At 58.9% G+C, this 25,263-nt stretch carries 20 protein-coding genes; 4 read left to right on the forward strand and 16 right to left on the reverse strand.

Annotated features, from left to right (window positions below):
• Positions 1-832 precede the first annotated feature (832 nt).
• Both AB1772_03020 and AB1772_03025 read left to right on the forward strand, forming a co-directional pair.
• Positions 833-3,241, forward strand: coding sequence for an SMC family ATPase (locus AB1772_03020; protein ID MEW5795310.1), 2,409 nt, complete (start codon positions 833-835; stop codon positions 3,239-3,241).
• Positions 3,225-3,887 carry a thermonuclease family protein gene (locus AB1772_03025; GenBank protein MEW5795311.1) on the forward strand — a complete coding sequence of 221 codons (663 nt, stop codon included), beginning with the start codon at positions 3,225-3,227 and terminating at the stop codon, positions 3,885-3,887. Before AB1772_03020 ends, AB1772_03025 begins: the two co-directional genes overlap by 17 nt.
• A 254-nt stretch (positions 3,888-4,141) precedes the next feature.
• On the opposite strand, the gene AB1772_03030 is transcribed toward AB1772_03025, so the two are convergent.
• Together AB1772_03030 and AB1772_03035 are read right to left on the reverse strand one after the other, a co-directional pair.
• A complete protein-coding gene (locus AB1772_03030) occupies positions 4,142-5,161 on the reverse strand; it encodes a hypothetical protein (GenBank protein ID MEW5795312.1) in 1,020 nt (339 codons plus the stop codon).
• On the reverse strand, positions 5,158-6,669 hold the full coding sequence (locus tag AB1772_03035) for a c-type cytochrome (GenBank protein ID MEW5795313.1): 1,512 nt from the start codon (positions 6,667-6,669) through the stop codon (positions 5,158-5,160). The genes AB1772_03030 and AB1772_03035 overlap by 4 nt, the downstream gene beginning before the upstream one ends.
• A gap of 538 nt (positions 6,670-7,207) precedes the next feature.
• Here AB1772_03035 and hypB point away from each other — a divergent pair.
• Entirely contained in the window at positions 7,208-7,876 is a 669-nt protein-coding gene (gene hypB, locus AB1772_03040; GenBank protein MEW5795314.1) for a hydrogenase nickel incorporation protein HypB, read from the forward strand.
• A gap of 294 nt (positions 7,877-8,170) precedes the next feature.
• Here the strand turns inward: hypB and hypE are convergent, their stop codons facing one another.
• Genes hypE through AB1772_03090 form a run of 10 tightly spaced genes read right to left on the reverse strand, consistent with a single transcriptional unit; the run spans position 8,171 to position 17,995 of the window.
• On the reverse strand, positions 8,171-9,184 hold the full coding sequence (gene hypE / locus AB1772_03045) for a hydrogenase expression/formation protein HypE (protein MEW5795315.1): 1,014 nt from the start codon (positions 9,182-9,184) through the stop codon (positions 8,171-8,173).
• Positions 9,181-10,269, reverse strand: coding sequence for a hydrogenase formation protein HypD (gene hypD / locus AB1772_03050; protein ID MEW5795316.1), 1,089 nt, complete (start codon positions 10,267-10,269; stop codon positions 9,181-9,183). Before hypD ends, hypE begins: the two co-directional genes overlap by 4 nt.
• Positions 10,266-10,520: a HypC/HybG/HupF family hydrogenase formation chaperone gene (locus AB1772_03055; GenBank protein ID MEW5795317.1), complete on the reverse strand. Its 255-nt coding sequence runs from the start codon at positions 10,518-10,520 to the stop codon at positions 10,266-10,268. Before AB1772_03055 ends, hypD begins: the two co-directional genes overlap by 4 nt.
• Before the next feature lie 5 nt (positions 10,521-10,525).
• Positions 10,526-12,964, reverse strand: coding sequence for a carbamoyltransferase HypF (locus AB1772_03060; GenBank protein ID MEW5795318.1), 2,439 nt, complete (start codon positions 12,962-12,964; stop codon positions 10,526-10,528).
• Positions 12,945-13,433: a hydrogenase maturation protease gene (locus AB1772_03065; GenBank protein ID MEW5795319.1), complete on the reverse strand. Its 489-nt coding sequence runs from the start codon at positions 13,431-13,433 to the stop codon at positions 12,945-12,947. The genes AB1772_03060 and AB1772_03065 overlap by 20 nt, the downstream gene beginning before the upstream one ends.
• Entirely contained in the window at positions 13,409-14,734 is a 1,326-nt protein-coding gene (locus tag AB1772_03070) for a Ni/Fe hydrogenase subunit alpha (protein ID MEW5795320.1), read from the reverse strand. The genes AB1772_03065 and AB1772_03070 overlap by 25 nt, the downstream gene beginning before the upstream one ends.
• Positions 14,724-15,503 (reverse strand): oxidoreductase, encoded by a 780-nt coding sequence (locus AB1772_03075; protein MEW5795321.1) that lies wholly within the window; start codon positions 15,501-15,503, stop codon positions 14,724-14,726. The genes AB1772_03070 and AB1772_03075 overlap by 11 nt, the downstream gene beginning before the upstream one ends.
• Position 15,504: 1 nt before the next feature.
• Positions 15,505-16,368 carry an FAD/NAD(P)-binding protein gene (locus AB1772_03080; protein MEW5795322.1) on the reverse strand — a complete coding sequence of 288 codons (864 nt, stop codon included), beginning with the start codon at positions 16,366-16,368 and terminating at the stop codon, positions 15,505-15,507.
• Entirely contained in the window at positions 16,352-16,798 is a 447-nt protein-coding gene (locus AB1772_03085; protein ID MEW5795323.1) for a cyclic nucleotide-binding domain-containing protein, read from the reverse strand. The genes AB1772_03080 and AB1772_03085 overlap by 17 nt, the downstream gene beginning before the upstream one ends.
• Before the next feature lie 45 nt (positions 16,799-16,843).
• The gene (locus AB1772_03090) at positions 16,844-17,995 is read right to left on the reverse strand and encodes a 4Fe-4S dicluster domain-containing protein (GenBank protein MEW5795324.1); all 1,152 of its coding nucleotides are present in this window, start codon (positions 17,993-17,995) and stop codon (positions 16,844-16,846) included.
• 539 nt (positions 17,996-18,534) lie between these two features.
• Between AB1772_03090 and AB1772_03095 the strand changes: the two genes are divergently transcribed.
• Entirely contained in the window at positions 18,535-20,487 is a 1,953-nt protein-coding gene (locus tag AB1772_03095) for an OPT family oligopeptide transporter (GenBank protein ID MEW5795325.1), read from the forward strand.
• A gap of 139 nt (positions 20,488-20,626) precedes the next feature.
• Here AB1772_03095 and ppsR read toward each other — a convergent pair whose 3' ends face one another.
• The 4 genes from ppsR to AB1772_03115 form a co-directional block, all read right to left on the reverse strand.
• On the reverse strand, positions 20,627-21,469 hold the full coding sequence (gene ppsR / locus AB1772_03100; protein MEW5795326.1) for a pyruvate, phosphate dikinase/phosphoenolpyruvate synthase regulator: 843 nt from the start codon (positions 21,467-21,469) through the stop codon (positions 20,627-20,629).
• A 463-nt stretch (positions 21,470-21,932) separates the two neighbouring features.
• Positions 21,933-22,856, reverse strand: a complete 924-nt coding sequence (secF, locus tag AB1772_03105) for a protein translocase subunit SecF (protein ID MEW5795327.1) — start codon at positions 22,854-22,856, stop codon at positions 21,933-21,935.
• A gap of 19 nt (positions 22,857-22,875) precedes the next feature.
• The gene (secD, locus tag AB1772_03110; protein ID MEW5795328.1) at positions 22,876-24,582 is read right to left on the reverse strand and encodes a protein translocase subunit SecD; all 1,707 of its coding nucleotides are present in this window, start codon (positions 24,580-24,582) and stop codon (positions 22,876-22,878) included.
• Between the two features lie 116 nt (positions 24,583-24,698).
• A complete protein-coding gene (locus AB1772_03115; protein MEW5795329.1) occupies positions 24,699-25,139 on the reverse strand; it encodes a hypothetical protein in 441 nt (146 codons plus the stop codon).
• Positions 25,140-25,263 lie beyond the last annotated feature (124 nt).

A 25,263-nucleotide genomic window follows, 5' to 3' on the forward strand; every position in this document is an offset into this window, starting at 1 on the left:
AATGCTCCCGCAACGGACGGGTCGGCCCAATAGGGCGCGAAACCGGTGTGTTCCGCCTGTCGCTGACCGCGCGACCAGGCAGCAGGTATATCGGAAACCCTCTGACGGGTCAGCCAATCCGACGATGAATAACACGATAGTCGTAAAAACATGTATGGTCTCCACCCTGAAAAATAACCCGGACCTTGCGCCAGAGCGTCATGATTACCAAACCAGCCGGTTAGGGCGGTCATGCGGCAACCCGACGGAGCCTCATATTGTCTAGGGAAGGTCGAGACTACTACTCTGGTCCTGTCCATACGGGCTACTTCCGGGAACTGGAGTTGAGAGCCGACGCCGTAACGTCGCTCATATTAGTCGTGTAATTCTTAACTTCCGAACCCATAATGATCAGATCGATCGTTGACGTTTCCTCCAAGTGAGGTCATGCGAAACTTCTCGCAATCGCTCAGTTAAAGTGATGGGCAGGAAGATGGAATTTTGAAAGAAGTTGCTAAACTCGGCTTCGGACTGTGTGCCTTCTCGTCCTCCGCCAGATCATCACTCCGACCTGACTTCCGGACAATACTTACACACCAACCTTAAACCAAGGCTGTGTCTTTAGCAGTGAGCTTAGATCCTGAAGAGAGTAATTACGTCGTCGTCACCAAACCACTTTGGGCTCTCGGGCTCAGCGACAACTCAAACACGCTCAGGAATCAAGATACGCGTGGGGGCTGATTTGTCAAGGGTATTTTGTTACCATTTTGGCATTTTTTTCCGGTCTGGGGGGGGTGCGGGCCGGCTTTCAACTTGACACCCCCGCCCTCCCGCACCCTTCTTGGGCAGGGATATGAGACTCCACTCGCTGGCAATCGATAACTTCAGGGTGCTCAGACAGACCCGGCTGCAGTTCTCCGACCAGGTGATCGGGATCATCGGCCCGAACGGGGCCGGCAAGTCAAGTATTGTCGAGGCGATTGCCTGGGCGCTCTACGGCACCAAGGTGGCACGCTCGGTCAAGGAGGAAATCCGATCCACGTACGCCGAGGAGGGCGCCGACTGCCAGGTGGCGCTCGAGTTCGCTATCGGGCGGGAGCATTATCGGCTGGAGCGGAGTCTGGTGGGGCGCACGGAGCGAAGCGAGGTGGTGCTCTACCGCGGCGGAGAGCGCGAATCGGCCGGGACGGTAGATACCGAAAAGTACGTCACTCAGTTGCTGGGTCTGGATTGGCACGGCTTCCGAACTTCGTTTCTGGCGCGGCAGCAGGAGCTGAATGCGTTGGCAGATAAGACCCCCGGCGAGCGGCGGGACTTTCTGGCGGGGATGCTGGGTATCGACAGGCTGGATCGGGCGATCAAGCTGGTCAAGGACGACCGCAAGGCGTCCGAGCAGGCGGCCCAGATACTCGGCCCGCAGGTGGCGATGGTCGACCGGGTAGAAGACGAGCTGAAAGCGCTTCGGGAGCATGCTGGTGTGCTTGAACAGCAGCAGGTTGGCGCGTTGGGAGCACGCGACCGGGCCGAGCGGGAACATGCCCAGGCACAGGCTCACTCTCGGGAGCACGACGCGAAACAAACGGCGTGCTCCCGGCTTCAGCCGCAATTGGCGGCGGCGCGCCAGAGCGCGGAGCATCTGGCGAGGGCACTGGGTGAGCTTCGGGCGCGCGAGACAAAACTGGCCGCTGCCAAAGACTGGTTGGCGGCCCTCGAGCCGGAGCTTGCCCCGCTGGAAAATCTTCGCGCCGAACTCGAAAACCTCAATCGCCGTCGGGAAGCCGCGGCACAGCGGGCAGCGCTGGACGAGCAGGTGGCCGTGCACAAGCGCGAACTTAGCAAGACCGAGCAGGACGTGGCCGAGGCTCGGAAGGCGCTCGACGTGGTCGAGCAATTCTTGAAGGAAATCCCTTCTGATCTGGCGGCACTGATTGAATATGTCAGCGCCGATCTCGAGGAAGCGCGGAGGCAGTGGTCCAACCAGAAGGCGTTGCTTGCCGCCGACGAGAAGACAGCTGGCCAGTTGCGCGAGCAGTTGGAGTCGATTAAGCAGGTGGGGCCAGACGCGGTTTGCGAAAGGTGCCATCGGCCGTTCGGCGACGATCTCCCACAGATTCAGAAACACCTGGCGGAAGAACTCGAGGCGCTCGAAGAAGCATGCGCCCAGCACAGACAGAATCTGCAGGCCCATCTTGACAGGGGCGCTGCGCTGAAGAAAGAGTTCGACCGACTGCAGCAGCTCGACCGCCGGCGTGGCGAAAACGAGGTCAGATTGAAGGGGCTGCAGGAACAGGCCGACCGGCTGGCCGAGCAGAGTCGCAGACTCACGTCGCAGATCACCAAACTCGAAGGTCAGATGGCGGCGCTGGGGGATACCGCGTTTGATCCGGTGCGGCATCGCGAGGTGTTCGAAAAGGTGAAGAAGCTCGAGGCGATCAATACTGAGGTAGTCGGACTCAGGGGCGAGCTGAAGGCGCTGCCGGAACTAGTCGAATCGGTTGCGAAGACGTCCGAGCAGGCGTCGCAGGCGAAAGCGGAGGTCGCGCAACTCGAGCAGGAATTGCAGGCAATCGGATTCGATCAACGGGCGTACGATGAGGCGGCGAATCGCCAGAGAGAGGCCCAACTACGGTTAGATGAGGCGAATCGAGCGCACCAGGAGATCGTCACCAAACTTGAGATAACGCGGCGGGATATCGCGCATAAAGAGGCAGAGCTCGCGCGACTGGCGGAGATCGGCAAGCAGCTCGAGGAAAGCCGCGACAACCAGTACTACGCCGAAAAGCTGGTCAACCTGTTTGGCGATTTTCGTAAATACACGATCAGCCGTATTCGGCCCCGCCTGGCGGAGCTGTCCAGCCAGTTGATGGTCGAGATGAGCGGCGGGAGGTACTCGCTGGTGGAGCTTGACGAAGACTACAATCTGCAGGTCATGGACAACGGCGAATACTTCGGTATCGACCGGTTCTCCGGCGGCGAGAAGGACCTGGCGTCGCTCTGCCTTCGGCTGGCGATTTCGCTCGCGTTGACCGAGTCGGCCGGGCTGGATAGCTCCTTCATTATATTAGATGAAGTTTTCGGTTCGCAGGACGCGGGCCGCCGGGACCTGATTTTCGAGTCTTTGGCGAATCTGAAAGCGCGCTTCCCGCAGATGCTGCTAATCACGCATCTTGACGAGCTCAAGCACAAGGTGGAAACGCTGGTCGAACTGGTTCCGCAGCCGGGCGGATGGTCCGAGGTGAGGTTAAATGGGGAAGCGGTCTAAGCGGGCGCGCAGGCGGCTGGTCTCGATCGCGTTTGTGATCGTGGTGGCCGTGCTCATCCTGGTCTTCCGCCTGGTGGAACAGATCGGGCCGGAGAAGGGACCGGAGGATCGGTTTGTGGTGGTGCGGGTTCTCGACGGCGACACGATGGAACTTCAGGGCGGGGACCGGCTCAGGCTTTTGGCTATCGATACTCCGGAGAAAAGCGAGCCGTTTCACGATCAGGCTGCCGGGCTCTTGTCCCGACTCGCGCTTCGCCGGACGGCTTCAGTCGAGTACGCCAACCAGCGGCGCGATAAATACGGTCGGCTGCTGGGATACATGTATATCGACACGTTATTCGTCAATCGGACGATAATCGACAGCGGCTACGGGTATGTGTATCTGTTCGACGACAACGAGCTGAACAGCGAATATGTGCGTACGCTGCTGGCGGCGCAGCGGTCGGCGATCGAAAGGCGAGTCGGGCTCTGGTCGCTACAGCACGAGCCGGAACCGCGATATATCAATACTCAGGGATCGTTTCGGCTGCACCGGCCGGGGTGTCGTTCGCTCGGTGAGCTCAAGCCGGGGCGGTATCAGGAGTTTCCGACACGAGAAGAAGGTCTGGCGACCGGTCTATCGCCTTGCCGCAATTGCAAGCCGTAGGTTCGGGGCCGTTCGACGGCTGATATCGTGGGCGGCAGACCTCCCAGTCTGCCCCTTCGAGATCTTTCTTCGATACATGGGCAGACGAGTCCCCGCCGTCGGCGCGCCGTGCACGGAAATCTTTGGGCGAGGCGCATCTCAGTCCCACCCGCAAGCGGGTGGGACACCGAGGTTTTGTGTTGCGTAGCGAACGTGGTAGACGAGGACGTCCACCACGCACCCAATCCCAAACGCAAGCGGGTGGGCCGGCGGGGCTACTGGTTCTGTTCGCGGGCGAAAAACAGCTTCAGCATATACCAGACCAGGCCGAGCGCCGCAACGAAACAGACCAGAAACACCAGGAAGATCGACCACTGCGTGCGAATGGGCAGGGTCGATGGTTCGAATTCATCGGCCAAGTGCAGCAGCCGGACATGGTGGCGCGTGTACACCATCATTAGGACCGAGAGCATGACCATTATCCCGGCCCAGACAAAACGCCGCTTATAGAAGAAGTGTAAAGATCCCGCCGAGAGCACGATCCCGACAGTCAACGCCCAGATAGCCGGTGTTCTCATCAGTCCCAGCAGGTGTTCCCCCAGCGTGAAGAGGTAGATCATGCCGAACACCGATGCGGTCGCGAATCCCCAGGTGAAGAACAGTTTTCCGGTTCGGTAAACGGCATCGTCATCCTTGCCTACCCATCCGACAAACAAGCCCCCTACCGTGATAGCGCCGGTGATCATGTGCAGCCAGCGAAAGATCCAACTACCGATATCGGGGTTGATCGTCAGGCCGCCCGGGTTCGCAGCGTACGCGGTGCGGCACAGTTCCGGATTCTCCGCGAGCGCAAACACCGTGCTGTAAACCAGCGACACGTACACAAAACAAAGCAGGGAGACCAGCAGGTACCGGCCGTTGTGTTTCTCCGGGGTTTTGGTAAACGCTGCACCATAGAGGAAATAATAGGCCAGAATAACCACCGGGATGATGAACAGCCAGAACCAGCCGCTGACGATACCCGCGCTGTAGGCCTGTCGATGGTAAACCAACTGCAGGAACAGGAGAGGCGCCACACCCAGTGTGATTGTCGCCGCCATGGCGGTCGGCAGCAGCTTTACATAGCGAAGCACGGCCGGATTTTGCCAGCGCTGTTTGATGCGACCAAGCAGGATCACCGCCAGCCCGCCGAAGAGGAAGTTCATCGCGATCAAGTGGAGTGACAGGGTCACGATATGCAGGACGTTTATCAGCCATAAGGGGGCCGACAGGAAGTTGTGCGACGGGACATTCATCGCGAGCCTCCTTGGGAGAGCGTCTTCAGATACTCGATGAGGGCGGCACGCTCCTCGTCGGGCGCCGTAAACGCCGGCATTTCCTCCGAGATATCGTTGGCCATGTCGAGTAGATCGTTATACTCGTCGTCGCCAAGGCCTACCATTGATGACGACTTGTCGTTGAAACCGCCCACTTCATGACAACTGCCGCAGCGAATATCGTAGACCTTACGACCAAGCTCCGCTCCAGTCAGGCCGTAGATTTCGCCCAGCGGACGTTTATCGACTTGATTGTAGATATGCACCGCGATCAACTGTGATTCGGTCTCGGTGCCGGGATAGAGCGGCATGTTGCCGCGCATCACCCCGACCCCACGGATCATCGCCGCGATGAACTCCTGGTCGGTTCCATCGAATCGGGGCTTCAGGGCGTTGTAGCCGGTCATGGTGTGGCAGCTTCGACAGGCCCGGCGGAAAAGATCGGCGCCGTTGTCGCCGGTGCGATAAGCAAGCCGCGGCAGCAGGCCGTCGGACCGAAGTGATTCCAACTCGGCCACTTCGATGCCGCTCCCGTACATGTACCCGTGCACGACATATGGTTTGCGGATAGCCTCGCGCATCCACTCGAACTCTCCGAACCAGAGCAGGCCGAGAATCATGACGACAACAGCGACTGGCCGCCCGAAAAATCTCGGCAAAGCCAGCCCGAACAGAATGATCATAATCGCGATAGCCCCGCCCAGCCACCAGCCTTCACTAATACGGGCCGTCACGACCGGCATCGCCTCGGCGGCGGTCTCACGGATCGTTCCCGGGATGTTGCTGAAATACCAACGAAAGGTGGGGAACATGATGGCCAGGCCAACCAACGCCCACACGGCGTTGTAGCGCACAAGCGATGTTTTAGAGTGATCGGTTTTGAAAAACGACGCAACCAGCAGTGCGTACAGCCCCGCGAGCATAATGCAGATCCCTGTGCGGAACCAGACCGACGGCCAGTAAGTCGGGTTGAGAAACCCGTCCCAGAAGTCCCCGGTCTGCAGCCATTCGCCGGGCGTGAGCATGTAGGTGATGATGCCGTTGATGACCACCAGGGACAGCCAGGCGGCAATGAAGTATATCCATCCGATTATCAGATGGTTCCGAGCGGACATTGTCTTCCAGCCATAGAAGTAGAGTATGGCGGCGGAGATTTCCACAACGAAGAATGTCCACTCGGTCGCCCAGCCCCAGACAAAGTTGTGAATCAGCACCTCAGTGGCCGCCGGATTTATGAGGCCGATTATGAACCAGATGCCGACCCCGGTCAGGGCGCCGAATACGACCGAAACCAGCACAAAGAATTTGCTCAATTTCTGAAGAAACTCCAGGCGAAAGGAGTCATTGAGTTTACGCGCAGAGCTTTCGGCCAGAACCAGGTAAAGGCCGCCACCGATGGCAAAGTGCGAGATGAAGACGTGGACGATGGCGATCCCGCCCATGAGCCAGCCGTAACCGATGTCAATATCCCAGAAAGGGTAATTCATTTCTCGCCTCCGGTAAGAGGTTGCTCGGAGATGGTACGATTCAAACTATACTGATGTCAAGGAAAAGTGGATTACTTTGCGCAGACCATCTGGATTGAGTCGCATGTTACAAGACTTAATTGGTCTATTATGGCGACTTTGCTGGTAAACCTGGGCCGGGTGTATGGGCCGGCGTGGTACGTGGGCAGGCCCATGTTATTAGCGTGGGAGGTGGCCCATCCGCTGAATTGCGATAGGCGGGCATCCGAGCTTGCCGTGATCCGGGGCGGCAGGGACAGAGCCCTGCCGATCAATCGGGATTGTGGTTGGTGTACGTCCTCGTGCGCCAACTTCAGCAATGTTGAGCAATGCAGGTCAAAACCCCTGAGTCGAACGCGTTGGCCTGAGACGTGGTTTTGACAATGAAGTTCTGTTCAGATGCGAACAACCAACAGCAAGCTGTGGGCTACCAGCGGGCGCGTGATGCTTCCGAGTCGCTTGCAAGACGGGTCGGCGACAGGTATGTTACATCGTATCTTACCGAAGGAAACCCACGCGTATGACCACGCGCATAGACTTAAATGAGAAGGTGCTGAAGGAAAACGACCGAATAGCGGCCGAAATCCGGCAGCTTCTGGCCGAGAAACGGATTCTGGCGCTTAATCTGGTCAGTTCGCCCGGGTCGGGCAAGACCAGCCTTCTGGAGCGAACCTTTCGTGAACTGAGCGGACGGTTGAAGATGGTGGGGATCGCAGGCGACGTGCAGACCGAGAACGACGCCCGTCGGCTCGAAGCCGCCGGGGCGCGCCTGGTGCGGCCGATTGTCACCGGCGGGGCGTGCCATCTCGATGCCCGCATGATACAACAGGCGATGGCTGGCATGGACCTATCGGCGTGTGACGTGCTCTTTGTCGAGAATGTCGGCAACTTAGTGTGTCCGTCGAGCTATGATCTCGGCGAGGATATGAAGGTGGTGTTAATCAGCACGACCGAGGGGGACGACAAGCCGCTGAAGTACCCGGCGATGTTTCGGCGCGCGTCGGTGATGATCATCAACAAAACCGATTTACTGGGACAGTCGGATTTTGATCTGGATCGGGTGAAGAAGAACGCGTGGCAGATCAACGGCGGTCTGGAGATACTCGAGTTGTCTTGCCGTACCGGGGAAGGGCTGCCCGTATGGTACGAGTGGCTGGTAAGGGCATCGGGCGAGAAGAAGAAGCGGTGACGCGCGGTTGGGGGGAGAAGTTTGCGTGTTGTGATCCGGTACCCCATCCAACGGAGGCTGTCTCAAAAGACGCCATTACTGTTGCGTCAGTTCTTGCCCCTTTTGCCTTGACCGTTGAATGAGGCAAAAGGAGTGTGAACTGACGCGCTTAACCCGCTACAGATCAACGGCGTCAGGTCACACTTCGAGCCCGACCCACGGAGCGAGTCGGGCCCGAAGCAAGACCTGCCGCAACAGATCGAGGTTTTGAGACAGCCTCTAAATGCTGGGCCACCAGAGGATTCATGTCACAGACTAACAAATGCGCGGCAGTTGCTCGCCGGTGAACATCTCGACCACGCGGTCGGCGCCGGAGAGCGTGCGCAGCGTCACCAGGCCGTCTGGTGTGTCGCTGACTTCACCGATGATGATCGCGTCGCGGCCCAGGGGATGATGGTGCATGATCTGAAGCGCCGTGGACACGTCAACCTCCGGCAGCATCAATATGAATCGACCCTCGTTAGCTACATACATCGGATCAAACCCCAGCAGTTCGCAGGCCGCGGCCACCGGCTCGCTCACCGGAATGAGGTCTTCGCGCAGTTCAATGCGCAGTCTCGATGTTGAGGCAATTTCCACGAGCGCCGAGGCGATGCCCCCGCGGGTCAGGTCGCGCAGGCAGTGAATTTCGACACCTTCCATGAGGAGTTGGTAGACTATCTCGTTCAGCGGCGCACAGTCGCTCTCAATAGTCGTCTCGAACGACAATCCCTCCCGTGAGGCCATGACTGCAATCCCGTGGCGGCCGATATCACCGCTCAGAATAACCCGGTCGCCCGGCCTGATCTGCTTCGGGCCGATACTTAGAGTGTGTTCGACCAAACCGACACCGGTGGTATTGATGAACATCTGATCGGCTTGGCCGCGTTCGACTACTTTGGTGTCGCCGGTGACAATACGCACTCGTGCCTGGCGAGCAGTTTCGGCCATTGACTGGACCACGCGACGCAGCACATCCATTTCCAGGCCTTCTTCGAGAATGAAACCCGCGGAAAGATAAAGCGGTTCAGCACCGCACATGGCGAGATCGTTAACGGTACCGCATACGGCCAGCTTTCCAATATCTCCGCCGGGAAAGAAGAGCGGCCGCACGACAAACGAATCAGTAGTGTAGGCGAGGCGGGTTACAGGCATTTCGAGAATGACACCATCGTGGGAGGCATCGAACTCGGTGTCTCCGAAGGCCGGGACGAAGATTTCGCGGATTAACTGCCAGGACAGGCGGCCGCCGCCGCCGTGAGCGAGCAGGATGCGGGAGTCGTTGTTCACACCTGGCACTCCCGATAACGGTAGTACGCGGCACAGGCGCCCTCGGACGAGACCATGCACGGGCCGATTGGAGTGTCCGGCGAACAGCGCGAACCGAAATCAGGGCATGCGGGGGGCTTCATCGCGCCACTCAATACCTGCCCGCAACAGGTATCGTTGGTATTGGAAGCACGAGTGGCTGGGGCGAAGCGCCGCACGGCATCGAAATCAGCGTACTCTTCTCTTAGCGCAAGGCCGCTCGCGGGTATCAGTCCGAGACCGCGCCATTGGCGATCGGTGGGTTGAAATGCTCTTTCCATTCGTTGTTTTGCTAGCCGGTTGCCGTCTGCACGGACGGCACGGGCGTATTGATTCTGCAATTCGGCTTTACCGTGTTCCAACTGCTTGACCGCCATGTATATTCCTTGAAGCAGGTCGACCGGTTCAAAGCCGGTGATGACTATAGGCACGCGATACTTCCCGACAATGTCAGCGTATTCGCCTGCGCCGGTGACCGTGCACACGTGGCCGGGCGCGAGGAAGGCGTCGACTGTGCGCGGCTGCGTTCCCAATATGACAGTCATCGCCGCCGGTATACGCACCTGGGCGGCAAGAATCGTGAAGTTGCGACGCTGCTCGGCGGCGGCCTGCATGACCGCGGTGGCTACTACCGGGACGGTGGTCTCGAAACCGATCGCGAAAAATACCACCTGCCGACCAGGATTAGCCCTGGCAAGGCTGACTGCTTCGAGCGGCGAGTATACCATGCGGATATCGGCGCCGCGCGCCCGCGCCGTCATCAGATCGGTCAGGCCGCCGGGCACGCGCAGCATGTCCCCGAAAGTGCAAAAGACAACTTCCGGACGAAGGGCGATCTCGATCGCTTGGTCGATTGTCTCGTTCGGCGTAACACAGACCGGGCAGCCGGGGCCGTGGATGAGGCGTATCGTGTGCGGCAGGCGGCGGTCGATACCATGTTTCAGAATAGCGTGAGTCTGACCGCCGCAGACTTCCATAATTGTCCAGGTACCAGACGCCCGTCGAGAGATTGCCCGCAGGTAGTGTTCTATCAGCGTGCGGTCACGGTATTCGTCGATAAACTTCATCTTCGCTCCCGCGCAGAATCGGCTTCCCCGGAGACAGCCTGCAGGTAGTCGAGCGTAATACGGGCCTGCTCCGGGTCAACCACGCTCAGGGCGAACCCGGCGTGCACCAGCACGTAATCGCCGATCCCGGCCTGGGGCACACAAGCCAGGCTGACCTCTCGGATAACGCCCCCGAAATCGACTCGGCCGCTGCGCACGATACTATCGGCGTTGTCCACGCTCACGATCTTTCCAGGTACGGCCAGGCACATAACGATCAGACTTTCCGTATCTTGTTCACCAGGGCGGCCGCCTGGCCGAGAGAAATACCGCCGTCGTTAGTCGGAACCCGCTCATGCCAGTAGACCTGCCTCCCCAATGATACGAGGCGCTGCGCGGCGCGTTCAAGCAGAAGTCGATTTTGGAAACAGCCGCCGGTAAGTACGATCGATCTGATGTCTGATGACTTCACCACAGCGACAATCATCTCCACAAGCGTGCTATGGCAGCGCGCGGCGATAGTGTCAGCCGATGTCTTGTTGCGCAGTTCGTCGATTGCCGCCTGCACCATCGGTTCCCAGTCGAGTATGGCGGCGCCGTCGCGAACCACGAGTGTAAACGGATAGGGGTTGCAGTAGCGGCTGCGCTCAGCGGCGAACTGCACCTGCATGGCGGCTTCGCCCTCGAAAGTGTTCACCTGGGCCAGGCCCAGCAGCGAGGCGAGAGCGTCGAACAGGCGCCCCGCACTCGACGTCTTAAACGTGTTGACGTCCTGTGCAATTATGCGCAGGATTACGTTGAGGTCAGACTCCGGATACTGCTGAATGGGCGCCAGATCTCCACAGTTGGCGACTTCGGTGCCCCAGATTTCATAGAGAACGCCAAGCGCCGAACGCCTCGGTTCCGTGATCGCTTTGTCGCCGCCGGGGAGAGGAAAAGTTCGAAGATGGGCCATCCGCTCGAAACCGGACTCCGTGATCCGGAGGAACTCGCCGCCCCAGATGGCGCCGTCCGTACCAAGCCCGGTGCCGTCCCATGAGACACCCAGCACCGGCGGCGTCAAGCCATGCTCGGTCATGCACGACAGCACGTGGGCGTAGTGATGCTGCACCGCGAGGGCATCGCCGTCAGTACGCCCGGCGACCTGGGTGGAGTGATAGTCGGGGTGCACATCACAGGCGGCCAGATGGAACTTAATTGAGTAGAGATTCTGCGATGAATCGATTGCCGCTTGCATGGCCACACGTGATTTCGGTCCGGAGAGGTCGCCGATATGCTGGCTGATTACGATCTGCGCCCCGGATGTGAACGCGATCGTGTTCTTCAAGTGCGCGCCGGTGGCCAGGCAAGGCGGCGCGGCAGAGTCGATACTGACGCTCACCGGAGCGTACCCACGCGCGGCGCGAATAATCGACGGACGGTTCATGACCACGTGCACGACTGAGTCATCGAGAGGCCGGGCGATCGGGCGGTCATGTATGAGAAAGAGATCGGCTATAGCGCCAAGTTCTCGCAGTGCGTCGTGTTCATCGGTACAGATCGGTTCTTCAGACGGGTTGCCGCTGGTGGCGACTATCGGAGTGCCCAGGTCGTGCATGAGGAGGTGATGCAGCGGGGTGTAGGGGAGCATGACGCCGAGGTACGGGTTGTGCGGGGCGACGCTCTCGGAGATGTGGGGCGTGTAATACGAGCCAGCAGATGAGGGCATCTGCCGGGCACGTTTCAGGATTGGCATCTGCCGGGCACTTTTCAAGATCGGCATCAGTCGGGGATGCGAGGTGTCGACAGTTGGCCTGCGGTGCAACAGGACAATCGGAGAGGCGGCGGAGAGCAGAACGTCTTGTTCGATTGCTGACACAACGCAAAACTCTCTTACATGTTCGAGGTCGGGAAACATGAGGGCGAATGGCTTCGAGGGGCGATGCTTTCGTTCGCGCAGGCGGTTCACGGCGGCATCGTTGCGCGCATCGACAAGCAACTGAAACCCGCCTATTCCCTTAAGCGCGACTATCAATCCCCGCCTGATCGCATCGCAGGCTGCCCCAAAAGCCTGGTCATGCCGGGCAATCACTCCGCCTTGGCAGTCCCACAGTTCCAGATGCGGCCCACAGACCGGGCAGGCATTGGGCTGGGCGTGGAAGCGACGGTCCTCGGGGTTTTCGTATTCCGCGCGGCAGTCATCACACATGGTAAAGCGCTTCATCGTCGTGCGCGGGCGATCATACGGCACCGCTTCGATAATGCTGTAGCGCGGGCCGCAACGCGTGCAGTTCGTGAACGGATAGCGATAGCGCCGATTGGCGGAGTCGAATATCTCTTGCACGCACTCGGGGCAGGCCGCCAGATCAGGCATGACCGTGGCCGCAGCCGAGCCTTGATCGTCACTATTCTCAATTGTGAACCCGTCGAACTCAGCCGGCGGCAGCGAAATCGTATCCAACCGGCTTACCGAGGCATGTGGTGGTAGCTGCGAAATCAGACAGTCACAGAACCGATCCGTGCTTACGGAGTCGCCCTGAATGTCGACAGTGACCCCGTCGCTGGTGTTCCGCACGGTACCTTTGAGGCCTATGTCCTGCGCGAGGCGGTACACGAAGGGCCGGAAACCGACCCCCTGCACGTGGCCGCTGATCCTGATTCGCAGGTGTTGTGTAGCCGCCGGATCGATGTCCGTCACACGCCCGGCACGGCGGTTGTCAACAAGCGGCGGTTTCATGGGAGAACTGCATGATTTCTGCCGCGATTCGGTCGGCTACTTCGATGGCGGCAGCGGCCACCGCCGGAGACATGGTTGTGCCGTAGTCGAAATCGACGCCCTCGATACCGTATACGATGAGCTGTTTCGGCAGGCGTCCGAGCACCCGCGCCAGGCGGATAATCTGCGATACGCTGAAGCGGTGGGTAGTGGTAGGGTGGAACACCTCTTCAGGGATCTCTTCGCGCAGCGGCTCGAAGCGAAAAACCGTGCCGGGCGGCGAACCGGATTTGACACTGTCAATCAGAATAACCAGTTCGACCTCGCCCCAGAGCATGACCAGTCCGGCGCCGTCGGTGAGCGGCGCGATCACCTGCACCCGCCTGCCGCAGAGTCGCCCCACCCGCCGGGCGGCGGTCGGGCCGCCGCCGTCATCGCTGCGGAACTCGTTGCCGAGCCCGATAACTACATGGCTTGATTCAGGCTGCATGTTTCTACACGCCCTTCCCGCTCGATTACGAGCTTCAGGAAATGACAGGAGCAGGAGATGCAGGGGTCGTAGTTGCGGATCACCTGTTCACACTGCCAGGTGAGCTTGTCCTGCGGCAGGTGGAGGTTCTTTTCAACGAAACCGCGCAGGTCAAGCTCGATCGCTTTCTGGTTTTGCGAGGTAGGTGGAATGATGCGGGCCGCTTTGATGAACCCCTGGTCATCGATCTGGTAGCGATGATACAGGATGCCGCGCGGCGCCTCGGTGCAGCCATGGCCGACACCGGCGCGCGGCCGGACGTCTATATACGGATGAGGAGGCTCTTGATAGGCCCTGATGATTTCAAGCGCCTCATGGCAGGCGAACACGGTCTCGACTGCCCGTACGATAATCCCCTTGAACGGGTTGAGGCAGGTTGCACCCAGTCCGGCCTCGCCGGCGGCCTTGCGGGCGATCTCCGGCAGTTTGTCATAGTTGTTATTGTAGCGCGCCAGGGGGCCGGTCAGATAGTCGGCGCGGGCTTTTACGCGCGCGTGAAGCGACGTTGAGTGCGGGACGTGCTCTTCCTCGAATACGTTGAGGAATTCGCTGGTCTCAATATCGATGCCCTTGTCTGATACGATCCGTCCCTCGGTGATGGGGTATTCATCGGGATGGCGGAGTGATACCAGCTCGTAATCGCGTTCGAATTCCGGAAACGGCAGACCGCCTGTGAATTTGACTGTTTCCAGGGCAAATTCCAGCGCCCACTCGAGCGGCCCGATGAGCGCCTGGAGCTTATCGCGGGGCGGCAGACTGTAGAAGCCGCCCACCCTCGTGTTGATCGGGTGAATTTCCCGCCCGCCCAACAGCACCATCAGATCATTTCCGATCTTCTTTAGTCTGAGGGCTCTTTCCACCAGCGCCCCGTGATCTTTGGCCATCAGGAGTGCGTCTTCGTAGCCTAGAAAATCAGGCGCGTGCAGCAAGTATATGTGAAGGGCGTGGGATTCGATCCACTCGCCGCAGTAAATCAGGCGGCGCAACTGCCGCAGCGCTCCGTCGACTCTCACCCCGCAAGCCTGTTCCATCGCGTGCGATGAACTCATCTGGTAGGCGATCGGGCAGATTCCGCAGATGCGGGCCGTTATATCCGGCGCTTCCGTGTATTGCCGCCCCTGAAGGAAGGCCTCGAAAAACCGCGGCGGTTCGATTATGTTGAATTGTACCTCGGAGACCTTGTCGTTCTTGATCTTCACGAGCAGCCGCCCTTCGCCTTCGACGCGGGCGAGGTAGTCGACCTTGATCGTCTTATTCTTCATAAAGCTCACTCTGTTTGCGGAACGGTTCGGCGAAGGCGTTGAAACTGCGGAAAGCCCGCATTACTTCATTCTTATCGGCGCCGAGTTTGTCAAACCAGGCGGCCAGTGACGCCGTGTTGGGCGATTCTTTCGGGCCGAAACAGGCAAAGCAGCCGCGTTCGTACGACGGGCAGAGCGCGCCGCAGCCGTCCTGGGTCACCGGCCCCATGCAGGTCTGGCCGGTGGACACCATCACGCATACGTTGCCGCGACGTTTACACTCCATGCAGACGCTGCTGGTGGGGATGTTGGGTTTCCGGCCGCTCAGATAGGCGCTGATAACCTCGACCAGCTGATACTTGTTGATCGGACAGCCGCGCAGCTCAAAATCGACAAACACGTGGTCCGCTATCGGCGTTGACTTGCCCAGGGTCTCGATGTACTCGGGATGGGCATAGACCACTTTGACGAAATCCTTCACGTCTTTGAAATTGCGCAGGGCTTGAATCCCGCCCGCCGTGGCGCAGGCGCCGATCGTGATCAGGACTTTCGATGACCGCCGGATACTGTGAATCCGCTCGGCGTTGTGCGAGGTGGTGATGGATCCCTCCACGAGCGAGATCTCGTAAGGTCCTTTCATGACGGCTCGCGAGGCTTCGGGAAAATTGGCAATGGTCACATTCGCCGCCACCGCCAACAACTCCTCCTCGCAATCGAGCAGCGACAACTGGCAGCCGTCGCAAGAGGCGAATTTCCACACCGCCAGCCTGGGTTTCTTTGCCGTGGCCATCTCAGAGCTCCCTCCTGGAGAAGACTTCGCGGATGCCGTCGCACCGATACACCGGGCCGTCCTTGCAGACAAAGCGCGGTCCGAGCTGGCAGTGGCCGCAAAGGCCGATCCCGCATTTCATGTTGCGCTCCATCGAAAGGTAGATGCGCTTTTCATCCAGTCCCCGGCGTTCCAGTTCCAGCACGGTGAAGCGCATCATGACTTCGGGGCCGCAGACCATGGCGAGAGTGTTCTGGGGATCGAACGGTGATCGCGCTATTAGGGTCGTGACGACGCCGACATTGCCGTGCCAAGGGCCGGTGGCGCGATCGACGGTCAGGTGGGTTTCCAGGTCAAACCTCGAGCGCCAGCGCTCCAGCTCCTTGCGGAACAGGATATCTTCCGGCGTGCGCGTGCCGTAGAGCAACACTACCTTGCCGTATTTCTGCCTATGAGCGAGAAGATGATAAACCACCGGCCGCAGCGGGGCGAGTCCGATACCACCGGCGACGACGACAACGTCGCTCCCTTCGGCTTCTCCGACCGGCCAGGCGGTTCCGTACGGCCCCCGGACGCCGAGCGTATCGCCTGGTTTGAGACGACGCATACCGCGGGTGACCGCGCCGACCTCGCGCGTCGTGTGAGTTAACACGGCCGGTTTGGTCGGATCGCCGCTGATCGAAATCGGCACCTCACCGACACCGAACACATAGAGCATGTTGAACTGACCGGGTCGGAAAGTGAATTCGCGGGAGCTGTCGCCGCTCTCGAGATCGAGCGTGAACGTATCCGCCGTTTCTTTGACGACACGGCGGATGACAAACGGCTCGGTCGTCATCGGGCCGGCCAGGTCAGTGTGCAAGAGCTTTTCAGCTATTGGAGCCATGGCCGTACACGTCCATAAGTTGCAGTCTGGTGGCTTCGAGGCGCTCGGCAATGACCAGCAGGAAGCGCTTCATGATCTCGTAGCCGATATGGTGGTCGTCCTCGCACTTGGTGCGCAGGCACTTTCCATCCATGGCCAGGGCGCGGGTCAGCTCCACTGCGCGGGCATCGAAATGCCAGCGATACGGCGGTACCAGCCAGGACCAGCCGAAAACTTCACCGCCGGACCGGGTTTGTATGGTCACCGTCCCCTTTTGGGGAATGTGCGTCTCGACCTGCACTTTTCCCTCTCGGATAAAATAGAAATGATCAGCCGGTTCACCCTCGCGAAACACGAACTGGCCGGGTTTGAAAACGACGTTTGAAGCGCATCCGGTCAGCAACGCTATTTGTCCTTGATTCAAACCCTTGAAGAAGGGGTGCTCACTCAAGATTCTCTCGAGATTTTCCATTGCTTTGCCCTTATGCTCAGTTGATCAATGTCTTGTATGCCGGTCCTCTGTGGTCAGGACCGCGGCTTCCTCAGTGATATCTATCCCCACCGGGCACCAGGTGATGCACCGCCCGCAGCCGACACACCCGATCACTCCGAACTGATCCTGCCAGTACGCCAGCTTGTGCATCAGCCATTGCCGGTAGCGGGCATACGGCGATGTGCGAATGCTGCCGCCGTGGATATATGAAAAGTTTACCGAGTAGCAGGAGTCCCAGCGCCGCTCCCGTTCGGCCTGGGTGCCGGTGAGGTCGGTGGTGTCCTGAATGTTGACACAGAAACAAGTGGGGCAGACCATCGTGCAATTGCCACAGGTAAGGCAGCGCTCGGCGATCTTGTCCCAGTTGGTATTGTCGAAATTGGCATACAGCCGCTCTTTGAGTTGATTTGTATCGAGCCGCCGCCCCATCGCTTTTGCCGCCTGATCAGATGTCTGCTGCGCGGCGGCGGTTTCAGCCTCTGTGGCGGGGGGCAAGTCGAGCCCGGCGGCGAGCTTTTCGCCGCGTTTCGAGCCGATCTCGACTATCAGACCGTGCGTGCCGTCGTGAAAGACCTCCGTCAGCGCCAGATCGAATCCCGCGTACGCTTTGGGGCCGGTTCCCACCGAGGCGCAGAAACAGGTCCCTCCGGGGCGAGCGCAATTGACAGCTATAATAAGCGCCTCGCTCCGTATCTTGCGATAGAACGGGTCTTCGAACTCGCCGCCGGTGAGAATCTGATCGTGAATCGCCAGCGCTTTCAATTCGCAAGGGCGGACACCCAGAAGGGCGACCTTTGGCTTCCCGTTTTCCGACGGGGCTTTGACTTCGAAACCGCGCTCGTTCTTCGTGGCCGACCAGAGTTTACCAAAGGCCGGGTAAAGCACGTGCTTCCAACTGTGCTGCCCGACCACATAGTCAAACAGAGCCGGTCGCGACGATTTTGACAGACGGTAATGCCCGCCGTTTTGCTCATCGGACCACCCGATTGGCATTTGCTGTATCGATGTGATCTGACTATAGGTGACGGCGTTCTGCCCAACAGTCGGGCCGAATACGGCGTATTTCTGTGCGATCAGCGAATCCAGCAGTTGCTGGAAACGGTCCGGGTCGAGGCTGAACCGTGCTGCCAGAGGGTATTTGTTTTGGGCTGTCATGTATTATGGCCTATAGGTCAACGGGATCCCGGGTGAATTGGAAACGAGAAGTGCGAAGATTGGAGGGGCCTCGAGCGCTCAAACATTTCAGCGTTCACTCCGCGTTAAAGTCTGCGGTTATCACCCGATGCCCAAAGGCGAAAGGTGACCACATCGGCGACTTTAGGATAGGTATCGACAAAGATTAGCACAAGTATAATCGACAAGTGGTAGTTTTTCATTCTGAGGGACGTAAGGAAATTGTGACAGATTTCACAAGTTTGAAGCTGCTTTACGTTCGCATAAGCGACCGGCGCCCATACAGTTCGTGCCTGCATGTGATTGTAATGTGGTTTTGCGGTCGAGTATCGGAATGCAATAGAAAGAAATAGCCTCTGGACAACGGGAAGAGTTGGCTGTATTCTAACGATGGTTTGGCTGAAATATGTTAGTTTCCGACAACTCCAACCCCGTGTTCCGCACAGTCGGCCCGCTACGTGCGACGAATTCAATATCCTATCAGACATGTAATCCGCGTAACTCGTAAGGAGATAGAGTCTATGTCAACACACCCCCAGGCAAAGGCGCCGTCAGAGTCTGACAAGGCGGCGGCCCCACACGACGCTTATGAAAACTATGAGCTCCCGGTCGACGGCTTCAAAGGCACGCCGGAGGAAATCGAGCGCCAGTGGTACGAGAAGTGCTACATCGGACGTGGCGACAGAATCAAGCAACTCACCTGGCGGGCAATTATCATGGGATGGGTGCTGGGCGGCATACTCTCGCTGACTAATATCTACATCGGACTGAAGGCCGGATGGGGGTTCGGGGTCGCTATCACGGCGTGCATTCTATCTTACGCCATCTGGACCGGCTTCTACAAGATGAGGATCGCCCGCACGCAGATGACGATTCTGGAAAACAACTGCATGCAATCCACGGCCAGCGCAGCGGGTTACTCGACCGGCGGGACCCTGATCTCGGCCTTTGCCGCCTATATCATGATTAACAATGCCACCCTTCCTTTATCTATCATGCTCGCCTGGGTCTTCTTTGTCGCCATTCTCGGCGTTACCATGGCTGTACCCATGAAACGGCAGATGATCAATGTCGAACAGCTTCGTTTCCCCAGTGGAATCGCGGCGGCCGAGACACTGAGGGCGCTTCATGCCACAGGTCAGAAGGGGATGCGTTCGGCACGGGCTCTGAGCATCGCCGGGTTGTTGGCAATGGTGAGCGCTTTCCTTACTGACGGTCTTCGTCTGATCAGCGCCCGCTTTGAAGCTCTCCAGATATCGACCCTTGTCGGCAAGTTGAACTCAGCTACGTTGGGCGACGCCTGGATTGGTCGGACGGTGACATTCGCATGGGATCCTATTTTTATTGCCGCCGGAATGTTTGTGGGGATGCGGGTGGCCATCAGCATGTTTGTCGGGTCGATTCTTTGCTGGATGATCTTCGTCCCGTTGGTGCAGGCGTATGTCCCCGAAGCGAGCGGCGCGACCGGTTTCCGCACCCTGGTGCAGTGGACACTCTGGGGCGGGACGGCCTGCATGGTGACATCGGGGATTCTTTCAGTGTTCTTCCAGTGGCGGAGTGCCCTGAGCGCGTTCCGAGGTCTCGGTGACATGGTCTTCAAGCGTGGGGGCAGGAAGCGCGACGAACTCGCTGCAATCGAGACTCCCGGCTCCTGGTTTCTGTTCGGGCAGATCGTGGCGCTGGTCGCACTGGCAATTCTCGCGCACCATACGTTTGCTATGCCTTACTGGCAGAGTTTTGTCGCAGTGATTCTCAGTTTCGCGCTGGCCCTGGTGGCGTGCCGAGTGACCGGCGAGACCGACACCACTCCCGTGGGAGCAATGGGCAAGATCACACAGTTGACTTTCGGTGCACTCTCACCGGGGAACATGAACGTGAACCTGATGTCGGCGAATATCACGGCCGGCGCGGCGACATCCTCGGCCGACCTGCTTACCGACCTTAAGAGCGGGTATCTTCTTGGGGCACACCCACGCAAGCAGTTCATCGCACAGTTTGCCGGTATTTTCATAGGAACCCTCGTGACCGTGGCAGCTTTCCGTATCCTTGTCCCCGATGCCACCGTGCTGGGCACGGACCAGTTCCCCGCACCGGCGGCGCAGACCTGGAAGGGTGTGGCCGAGGCGATGGCGCTCGGTCTTAGCACGATGCACCCGGTGAAGATATGGGCGATCGTGATCGGCGGCCTGGTGGGTATCATCCTGCCGCTGCTCTCGCGCCTGTTTCCCCGGCAGCAGCAGTGGATTCCGTCAGCGGCCGGTGTCGGGCTGGCCTGGGTGTTCCAGTGGTTCTACGGCCTGCTGTTCTTTATCGGTGCGGTGATTGGCTACGCCTGGCAGAAGAAGAATGCGGCGAATTGCGAGGAATACCTGTTCCCGGTGGCTTCGGGTATTGTGGCCGGCGGCGCGCTGATGGGCGTGATTCTGGTTTTCTGGGAGAGCGGCGCCGATATCTTGAGGCAGTTCTTCGGATAAACGGCGGCGCACGATTCACGGAGTGGTGAGTTAGAGGAAATCGCGGGTGGGCCACCGAGCCCTTAACGGTGGGCCACCGAGCGCTAGAAGGTGGGCTACTGAGCGCTGTCGAAACGGGCCGACGCATCCTCGTTTCAACCTACATGCTCAGGTCAAGCAATTCGATAATCTCCTGTGAGACCTCTTCGATCCCCCGGCGGGTCACATCGACCGCGTGCCATCCTTGCACGACGTACAGGTCGCGACAGTACCGAAACTCGCCTGCCACCTGGCGGATATCGCAGTAGCCGTCAATCTGCGCCTGGTATCGATCCTGTTTCGCCAGCATGGCCAGTCGGTGTTCACGCACTCGCGTGAGCGTCTCCGGCTGCATCAGCAGTCCGACAATGCGCCCGGCTTGCGCGGCGCGAAGGCGGTCGAGCATGCTCTGGGTGACATTCGGATCCTGGAATATGGGCGTGTTGGCCACGCGAAGGCCGTGGTTGCAGGCCAGGTACATGCTTATCGGCGTTTTGCAGCTCCGCGATGGGCCCACGAGCACTATATCCGCTTCAGCGATAGCTGCGCCACGGCCATCGTCGTGTTCCACAGTGTAGCCGATCGCGTCGACTTTCTGATAGTAGCGATCATCGACCACGTGCAGCAGCCCGGGACGGTACTCGGGGTGTACGCCGAGAAACTTGGACATGGTGTCAAGCATCGGGCGGAGGACGTTGAGATGCAGAATCTTCCGGCGGGCGAGTTCCTTGTCAAAGTAATCGGCTTGATCGGTCGAGATGATGGAGTAGATCACTAACGATGAAGGATCGAGTTCCGCGAGTATTTTATCCAGTTCTTTCCGACGCCGCACCTGGGGGAATATATTTGCCACTGAATACGTAAGATCCGACTCGTGGTATTGTACCAGCACGGCGTCCATCAGACGCTTGGCAGTTCGCCCGGTGCCGTCGGAAATGATGACGATTTTCTTGACTTCGTTCATAGCTCGCAGGGCAGGTTTGCTTCAAATCTGCCACACGCCGCACGAACATACAAGCAGATTTGCAGGGCAGGCCTGCTTCAAACCTGCCATGGGTTCCGTGACCCTACAGGCAACTCGCCAGGCTCAGCGTGGATCCCGTAATGAACAAATAATCAATGAGAACGGTGATGTCTCCTATGGAGATGTCGTCGCAGGAAGGCCCAGACCCACCCGATTGGTTAATGTCAGCCTCGGTGAGACAAGGCAAGACGCCCATACAGGCGCCGGAGATGAACTTAGCATCGACGAGTACTGTGACGTCACTGATCGTGGGCTCATCGCCACGAGCCGGCAGATGAGGGCATCTGCCGGGCACGTTTCGCATCGTGGAAGATGAGGACCCCGCGCTTCTGCACTGTGCCGGGCACGACTGGCTCACGGGGGCAGACCGGGAGGTCTGCCGCCCACGATTCACTGCTGCTGATTACTTAAACCGGCTCGGGCGACGGGCTTCCCACTCCACCATGATAGGGCTGGCCACAAATATCGATCCGTAGGTCGATATCAAGATGCCCAAGATCATGGCCAGCGAGAACCCCTGCAACACCTCGCCGCCGAAGTTGAACAGAATGATCAACACAATCAGCACCGACATACCGGTGTTGATCGTGCGCGACAGAACCTCGTTGATCGACCGGTTCACCGCATGCACGAATTCGCTGCGGCTGCGGTACTTCTGCAGGTTCTCGCGAATGCGATCAAACACTACCACTTTGTCGGTCAGCGAATAGCCCGCCATGGTCAGCAGAGCCGTGATGTACAGCAGGTTGAACTCGGTTGATATGAGGTAGCATATACCGAGTACGCCGAGCACGTCGTGCATGGTCGCCGCGGTCGCGGCCACGCCGAAGCGGAAATCGAACCGGACCCAGATGTATCCCAGAATGCCTGCCACGGAGATGAGCACCGCCCAGATCGCGTCGCGCCGAAGATCCTCGCCCACGGCCGGGCCGATGGTGTGCTCCGAGATCACCGTGAAGGGATTGGTCGGGAACTTCTCGGCCAGCAGGTTCTTGATAGCCGACGATTCCTGCTTGACCCCGGGCTCGGCCTCGAGTTTCCACTTGATGATATAGGCATTCGGTTTGCTGAAATCGGTCAGCTCGGTTACGGCTGCGTCGGAGAAAGCGCCGGTAAGCGCCGCGCGAAGATTGTCGATCTCCACCGGATCCTGGAAGTGCCCCTTGAGCATGACGCCGCCGGTGAAATCGATTCCCATATTGGCGTTGCCCATGGCGGTCATCACGAACGCGATCAAACCGAGCACGAGCATCACACCGGACAGCAAATACGCATACTTGCGCATGCCGATGAAATTGATATTGGTATCGGGTACTATCTTAAGCATGTTTTTCTCGCCTTTCCACCTATATACTCAGTTTCTGGTAGGCCTTGCGGACATCGAAGATAACCTTCGTGATCACGTACGCCGTGTACAGCGAGATGGAGACACCCCAGAACAGGGTGACCGCAAACCCGCGGATGGGCCCCGATCCAAAGAAGAACAGCGCCAGCGCCGTTATGAGCGTGGTCACGTGCGAGTCGAAAATCGCAATAAAGGCCCGAACATAGCCGGCGTCGATCGATGCTCGTACCGTCTTGCCGGTGCGCAGCTCTTCTCTGATGCGCTCGAAAATCAGGATGTTCGAATCGACCGACATACCGATAGTCAGGATGATCCCGGCGATACCCGGCATGGTCAGGGTAGCCCCGAGTCCGGCCATGACAGCCAGCAGGAAGAAGATGTTAAACAGGAGGCCGATATCGGCAATGATACCTGATATGCGGTAGAACACCGCGATATAGACCAGCACCACGAGCAGACCGATCAGACAGGAGTAGAATCCCTTGCGGATCGAATCGGCGCCGAGTGACGCGCCGACCACGTTCTTCTCGATAATCTCCACCGGCGCCGGCAGAGCACCGGCCTCGAGTACGATCTTCATGTTGACGGCATCCTCGATGGTCGCGGAGCCGCCCATGGTGATTGTTCCGTTGCCGCGAATTTTCGAATTGATAATCGGAGCGGACTCGACCGCGTTGTCAAGCACTACCGCCAGCGGCTTGTTGACATTGGCGCCGGTGAGCTGAGCAAACCGGCCGATACCCTCGGAAGCGATCCGGAAATCGACTTCGTGTCCGCCCATCTGCCCGCGGCGGAGCGAGATGTTCTCGAGATACTTGCCCACGAACTGCACTTTGCGCTTGAGCAGGTACAGATCCCAGCCATCGCGCTGGTTGCGCATCTCGACACGAGTCGACCAGGCGAACTGCACATCGACCGGGATCAGCCGTTGCACCTCAGGCAGCGCCAGCCAGGCCTCGATTTTTTGCCGATCCCGCCTGTTCACCGACCATCCCGGCCAGGGGGTGCCGGTCTGGCTCGTGGAGAGCCATTGATCGAGTCGGGAGGAAAGGGGATTGAGATCCTCGGATACACCGAGATCTTCGTCGAAATCGAAATCAGACGTGTCCCGGGCCGTGTCCTTGCCCATGAGCTCGGCCAACACGTCGACATCCTCGGCCTTAGTCGTATCGGCAGCCGCGGCCGTGTCCGAAGTCGGGGTAATACCTGCTTTGGCCAGTTCATACGCATGAACTACCGAATCAATCTTCTGTAACAGCAGGGTCGCGTTGTCATGACTCTCGAGAAGCTTGAATTCGAGCACCGCCATCTGACCGATCAGCTCCTCCGCCCGGTCGGCATCGGTGTAGCCGGGCAGGTCAATTATGATTTGATCGTTCCCCTGTTTCTGTACGTTCGGCTCGGCCACGCCAAGGCCGTCGATACGCGTGCGAATCACCTGCATCGCCCGCTCCACGGCACCGGCGGTGGCCTCCTGGCCGAGCTCCTCGGTTTTCACTTTCAGGACGACATGGATTCCGCCCTGGAGATCGAGGCCGAGACGAATCGCTTTCTGCTGAAGCTCCAGGTATTCGCCCGGTTCTTCAAGGTTCATTTTTTCGCGTTCGGCGTCACTCATGGTCCACAGCTTGAACGTGGGCCAGAAAGCGAGCAGTCCGACCACGACAAGAACCAGCGTGATGAGAATACGCCACTTTTGTGCTGACATGCATAATCCTTTCTATTCAAACAACTGCAAATAACGACTGTGTCAGGCGACGGCACGAAGGCGCGTCGACTCTAAGATGCTGAACCGGTCAGGTTCAGTTCGAGGGGGGGGAAGATTTAGCTGGTGCCGGAGGGTCGGGCGCCCACGAGTGTGAATCGGTGTCCTACCTGCGATGCCACCAGACACGGAGTGTTGCAAACGGCCGGCTCGTTCTGAATCCGGGAGTCCTTAGACACGGTGCTGGAAGTGGCCTGAGAAGCCAGCGAGCGACCCTTGTGCTGGTCGCCGCCCGCCGGAAGCGCCGAATTACATTGAATCCAGAACGATTGCTCGGTCCATGGGTGGCTGCCGGGAGTCATCCCGCCGGTAGCTTCGAGAGGGTCCGGTTTGCCGCTAAAGCTTGCGGAGTTGGATAGCGGCTCGTCGGCTCGCGGCTGACTTCGCTCGGCAAACAGGCGATGCGCCGCTCCCGCGCCGGATACGACCAGCGCGAGAATCACCCCGGACACAACCGTGGCCCGGAGGCAGAACAGACCTATCTCGAAAAGTCTTTTCATTTCAGTTGGGCTAATATATGCCGGGTCGGTTTTTAGTCAACGCCAAAGCCTGCACTGCTTGACTTCGGCAACTCCGTACGATAGCTTAACCTGTTGCGGCAACTTAAGTTATTCTCTGTATGCA

Source organism: Candidatus Zixiibacteriota bacterium (genome assembly GCA_040752815.1).
Taxonomy (GTDB): Bacteria; Zixibacteria; MSB-5A5; order GN15; family FEB-12; genus JAGGTI01.

Excerpts from the sequence above, each read along its gene's own strand:
- AB1772_03055 (MEW5795317.1), bottom strand. The coding sequence starts at position 10,520 with ATGTGCCTGGCCGTACCTGGAAAGATCGTGAGCGTGGACAACGCCGAT.
- AB1772_03065 (MEW5795319.1), bottom strand. The coding sequence starts at position 13,433 with ATGCAGCCTGAATCAAGCCATGTAGTTATCGGGCTCGGCAACGAGTTC.
- AB1772_03095 (MEW5795325.1), top strand. The coding sequence starts at position 18,535 with ATGTCAACACACCCCCAGGCAAAGGCGCCGTCAGAGTCTGACAAGGCG.
- hypB (MEW5795314.1), top strand. The coding sequence starts at position 7,208 with ATGACCACGCGCATAGACTTAAATGAGAAGGTGCTGAAGGAAAACGAC.
- AB1772_03115 (MEW5795329.1), bottom strand. The coding sequence starts at position 25,139 with ATGAAAAGACTTTTCGAGATAGGTCTGTTCTGCCTCCGGGCCACGGTT.
- AB1772_03025 (MEW5795311.1), top strand. The coding sequence starts at position 3,225 with ATGGGGAAGCGGTCTAAGCGGGCGCGCAGGCGGCTGGTCTCGATCGCG.
- secD (MEW5795328.1), bottom strand. The coding sequence starts at position 24,582 with ATGTCAGCACAAAAGTGGCGTATTCTCATCACGCTGGTTCTTGTCGTG.
- AB1772_03090 (MEW5795324.1), bottom strand. The coding sequence starts at position 17,995 with ATGACAGCCCAAAACAAATACCCTCTGGCAGCACGGTTCAGCCTCGAC.
- AB1772_03080 (MEW5795322.1), bottom strand. The coding sequence starts at position 16,368 with ATGGCTCCAATAGCTGAAAAGCTCTTGCACACTGACCTGGCCGGCCCG.
- ppsR (MEW5795326.1), bottom strand. The coding sequence starts at position 21,469 with ATGAACGAAGTCAAGAAAATCGTCATCATTTCCGACGGCACCGGGCGA.
- AB1772_03030 (MEW5795312.1), bottom strand. The coding sequence starts at position 5,161 with ATGAATGTCCCGTCGCACAACTTCCTGTCGGCCCCCTTATGGCTGATA.
- hypD (MEW5795316.1), bottom strand. The coding sequence starts at position 10,269 with ATGAAGTTTATCGACGAATACCGTGACCGCACGCTGATAGAACACTAC.
- secF (MEW5795327.1), bottom strand. The coding sequence starts at position 22,856 with ATGCTTAAGATAGTACCCGATACCAATATCAATTTCATCGGCATGCGC.
- AB1772_03020 (MEW5795310.1), top strand. The coding sequence starts at position 833 with ATGAGACTCCACTCGCTGGCAATCGATAACTTCAGGGTGCTCAGACAG.
- AB1772_03075 (MEW5795321.1), bottom strand. The coding sequence starts at position 15,503 with ATGGCCACGGCAAAGAAACCCAGGCTGGCGGTGTGGAAATTCGCCTCT.
- AB1772_03070 (MEW5795320.1), bottom strand. The coding sequence starts at position 14,734 with ATGAAGAATAAGACGATCAAGGTCGACTACCTCGCCCGCGTCGAAGGC.
- AB1772_03035 (MEW5795313.1), bottom strand. The coding sequence starts at position 6,669 with ATGAATTACCCTTTCTGGGATATTGACATCGGTTACGGCTGGCTCATG.
- AB1772_03060 (MEW5795318.1), bottom strand. The coding sequence starts at position 12,964 with ATGAAACCGCCGCTTGTTGACAACCGCCGTGCCGGGCGTGTGACGGAC.